1 protein-coding gene and 1 pseudogene are annotated in these 1154 nt (G+C 73.7%); both read left to right on the top strand.

The features are described 5' to 3' along the window. Window positions 1-349: urease accessory UreF family protein (locus QH283_RS08125; RefSeq protein ID WP_280502404.1), on the top strand; the 349-nt coding region annotated here is incomplete at its 5' end. Window positions 350-381: 32 nt separating this feature from the next. Beyond that, window positions 382-1056, top strand: a pseudogene (gene ureG / locus QH283_RS08130) (urease accessory protein UreG); the annotation flags it as partial. Between the last annotated feature and the right edge of the window lie 98 nt (window positions 1057-1154).

The following is a 1154-nucleotide window of genomic DNA, read 5'->3' on the forward strand; positions in this document are numbered from 1 at the left end:
CCTGCTGGGGTTGGCCAGACTGATCTGGCCGCACCGGTACTGGAGCACGCTGACGCCGCGCCCGCACCTGTCCACCGCGTTCGGCGCGGTCGGCGCGGCCGCGGACGTGCCGCCCGCCGAGATCGCGGGCATCGTCGTCTACACCACCCTGACCGGCGCCGCGACCGCCGCCCAGCGCCTGCTCGCCCTCGATCCCGCCGACATCGCCGCCTGCACCGTGCGCCTGGCCGAGCTGTGCGACCGCACCGCCGCCGAGGCCGCCACCGGCCCGGCCGCCCTGTCCGACCCGTTGCAGGATGTGCTCGCCCAGCGCCACGTGCTGCGCGACATGCCCCTGTTCGCCAGCTGATCCACTTCCGCCCGACCAGAAGGAGTTCCACGATGCCGCCGCACCTGATCGACGGTGAACCTCACGATCACGCGCACGACCGTCCGAAGCGGCAGCGCACTCCGGGCGAACCGCTGCGCATCGGCATCGGCGGCCCCGTCGGCTCCGGCAAGACCGCGCTGGTCGCCGCGCTGTGCAGGCAGCTGCGCGAGGAACTGTCGCTGGCCGTGCTGACCAACGACATCTACACCACCGAGGACGCCGACTTCCTGCGCCGCAACGCGGTCCTGCCCGACGAGCGCATCACCGCCGTGCAGACCGGCGGCTGCCCGCACACCGCCATCCGCGACGACATCACCGCCAACCTCGACGCCATCGACGACCTGATCGCCGCGAACCCGCCCCTGGATCTGATCCTGGTGGAGTCCGGCGGCGACAACCTCACCGCCACCTTCTCCTCCGGCCTGATCGACGTGCAGATCTTCGTCATCGACGTCGCGGGCGGCGACAAGGTGCCCCGCAAGGGCGGCCCCGGCGTCACCTTCTCCGACCTGCTGGTGATCAACAAGACCGACCTGGCCCCGCTGGTCGGCGCCGACCTCGACGTCATGGACCGTGACGCCACCAAGGTGCGCGCCGGACGCCCCACCGCCTTCGTCTCCCTCACCGAGGACCCCGCCGCCACCCCCGTCCTCGCCTGGGTCCGCGAACAGCTGGCGGCCGCCGCCGCGGCCGCCCCGGCGGGGGCCGCAACCACCCGTGGGGACAGAGATGCCCGCGCCGCAGCGCCCCGCGGTGGGGGTAGTGGGCGCGGCCCGGCGCGGGG

The organism is Nocardia farcinica (genome assembly GCF_029867845.1).
In the GTDB taxonomy this organism is placed as follows: Bacteria; Actinomycetota; Actinomycetes; order Mycobacteriales; family Mycobacteriaceae; genus Nocardia; species Nocardia farcinica_A.